The organism is Pseudomonas sp. 3B-A001-10F (genome assembly GCF_056313565.1).
In genome coordinates, this window is sequence record NZ_JBQYFW010000066.1 from 1 (window position 1) to 3,130 (window position 3,130).

The 3,130-nt window shown below is 51.1% G+C and carries 1 rRNA gene; it reads left to right on the forward strand.

Annotation, left to right across the window (positions count from 1 at the left end):
* Positions 1 to 164: 164 nt before the first annotated feature.
* Positions 165 to 3,058: ribosomal RNA gene (locus AC0ZWN_RS28730) — 23S ribosomal RNA — on the forward strand.
* The last annotated feature ends 72 nt before the right edge of the window (positions 3,059 to 3,130 follow it).

The window sequence follows — 3,130 nt, forward strand, 5'->3', positions numbered from 1 at the left end:
TCGTTCTTTAAAAATTTGGGTATGTGATAGAAAGATAGACTGAACGTTACTTTCACTGGTAACGGATCAGGCTAAGGTAAAATTTGTGAGTTCTCTTAATTGAGAAATTCGAATTTTCGGCGAATGTCGTCTTCACAGTATAACCAGATTGCTTGGGGTTATATGGTCAAGTGAAGAAGCGCATACGGTGGATGCCTTGGCAGTCAGAGGCGATGAAAGACGTGGTAGCCTGCGAAAAGCTTCGGGGAGTCGGCAAACAGACTTTGATCCGGAGATGTCTGAATGGGGGAACCCAGCCATCATAAGATGGTTATCTTGTACTGAATACATAGGTGCAAGAGGCGAACCAGGGGAACTGAAACATCTAAGTACCCTGAGGAAAAGAAATCAACCGAGATTCCCTTAGTAGTGGCGAGCGAACGGGGACTAGCCCTTAAGTGGCTTTGAGATTAGCGGAACGCTCTGGAAAGTGCGGCCATAGTGGGTGATAGCCCTGTACGCGAAAATCTCTTAGTCATGAAATCGAGTAGGACGGAGCACGAGAAACTTTGTCTGAATATGGGGGGACCATCCTCCAAGGCTAAATACTACTGACTGACCGATAGTGAACTAGTACCGTGAGGGAAAGGCGAAAAGAACCCCGGAGAGGGGAGTGAAATAGATCCTGAAACCGTATGCGTACAAGCAGTGGGAGCAGACTTTGTTCTGTGACTGCGTACCTTTTGTATAATGGGTCAGCGACTTATTTTCAGTGGCGAGCTTAACCGAATAGGGGAGGCGTAGCGAAAGCGAGTCTTAATAGGGCGTCTAGTCGCTGGGAATAGACCCGAAACCGGGCGATCTATCCATGGGCAGGTTGAAGGTTGGGTAACACTAACTGGAGGACCGAACCGACTACCGTTGAAAAGTTAGCGGATGACCTGTGGATCGGAGTGAAAGGCTAATCAAGCTCGGAGATAGCTGGTTCTCCTCGAAAGCTATTTAGGTAGCGCCTCATGTATCACTGTAGGGGGTAGAGCACTGTTTCGGCTAGGGGGTCATCCCGACTTACCAAACCGATGCAAACTCCGAATACCTACAAGTGCCGAGCATGGGAGACACACGGCGGGTGCTAACGTCCGTCGTGAAAAGGGAAACAACCCAGACCGTCAGCTAAGGTCCCAAAGTTATGGTTAAGTGGGAAACGATGTGGGAAGGCTTAGACAGCTAGGAGGTTGGCTTAGAAGCAGCCACCCTTTAAAGAAAGCGTAATAGCTCACTAGTCGAGTCGGCCTGCGCGGAAGATGTAACGGGGCTCAAACCATACACCGAAGCTACGGGTATCACCTTCGGGTGATGCGGTAGAGGAGCGTTCTGTAAGCCTGTGAAGGTGAGTTGAGAAGCTTGCTGGAGGTATCAGAAGTGCGAATGCTGACATGAGTAACGACAATGGGTGTGAAAAACACCCACGCCGAAAGACCAAGGTTTCCTGCGCAACGTTAATCGACGCAGGGTTAGTCGGTCCCTAAGGCGAGGCTGAAAAGCGTAGTCGATGGAAAACAGGTTAATATTCCTGTACTTCTGGTTATTGCGATGGAGGGACGGAGAAGGCTAGGCCAGCTTGGCGTTGGTTGTCCAAGTTTAAGGTGGTAGGCTGAGATCTTAGGTAAATCCGGGATCTTAAGGCCGAGAGCTGATGACGAGTGTTCTTTTAGAACACGAAGTGGTTGATGCCATGCTTCCAAGAAAAGCTTCTAAGCTTCAGGTAACCAGGAACCGTACCCCAAACCGACACAGGTGGTTGGGTAGAGAATACCAAGGCGCTTGAGAGAACTCGGGTGAAGGAACTAGGCAAAATGGCACCGTAACTTCGGGAGAAGGTGCGCCGGTGAGGGTGAAGGACTTGCTCCGTAAGCTCATGCCGGTCGAAGATACCAGGCCGCTGCGACTGTTTATTAAAAACACAGCACTCTGCAAACACGAAAGTGGACGTATAGGGTGTGACGCCTGCCCGGTGCCGGAAGGTTAATTGATGGGGTTAGCTAACGCGAAGCTCTTGATCGAAGCCCCGGTAAACGGCGGCCGTAACTATAACGGTCCTAAGGTAGCGAAATTCCTTGTCGGGTAAGTTCCGACCTGCACGAATGGCGTAACGATGGCGGCGCTGTCTCCACCCGAGACTCAGTGAAATTGAAATCGCTGTGAAGATGCAGTGTATCCGCGGCTAGACGGAAAGACCCCGTGAACCTTTACTATAGCTTTGCACTGGACTTTGAATTTGCTTGTGTAGGATAGGTGGGAGGCTTTGAAGCGTGGACGCCAGTTCGCGTGGAGCCATCCTTGAAATACCACCCTGGCAACTTTGAGGTTCTAACTCAGGTCCGTTATCCGGATCGAGGACAGTGTATGGTGGGTAGTTTGACTGGGGCGGTCTCCTCCTAAAGAGTAACGGAGGAGTACGAAGGTGCGCTCAGACCGGTCGGAAATCGGTCGTAGAGTATAAAGGCAAAAGCGCGCTTGACTGCGAGACAGACACGTCGAGCAGGTACGAAAGTAGGTCTTAGTGATCCGGTGGTTCTGTATGGAAGGGCCATCGCTCAACGGATAAAAGGTACTCCGGGGATAACAGGCTGATACCGCCCAAGAGTTCATATCGACGGCGGTGTTTGGCACCTCGATGTCGGCTCATCACATCCTGGGGCTGAAGCCGGTCCCAAGGGTATGGCTGTTCGCCATTTAAAGTGGTACGCGAGCTGGGTTTAGAACGTCGTGAGACAGTTCGGTCCCTATCTGCCGTGGACGTTTGAGATTTGAGAGGGGCTGCTCCTAGTACGAGAGGACCGGAGTGGACGAACCTCTGGTGTTCCGGTTGTCACGCCAGTGGCATTGCCGGGTAGCTATGTTCGGGAAAGATAACCGCTGAAAGCATCTAAGCGGGAAACTTGCCTCAAGATGAGATCTCACTGGAACCTTGAGTTCCCTGAAGGGCCGTCGAAGACTACGACGTTGATAGGTTGGGTGTGTAAGCGCTGTGAGGCGTTGAGCTAACCAATACTAATTGCCCGTGAGGCTTGACCATATAACACCCAAGCAATTTGCGTCGAAGAGACCAGATTGCGGTGTGTGAAGACGAAACGAACCGAAAGTTCGA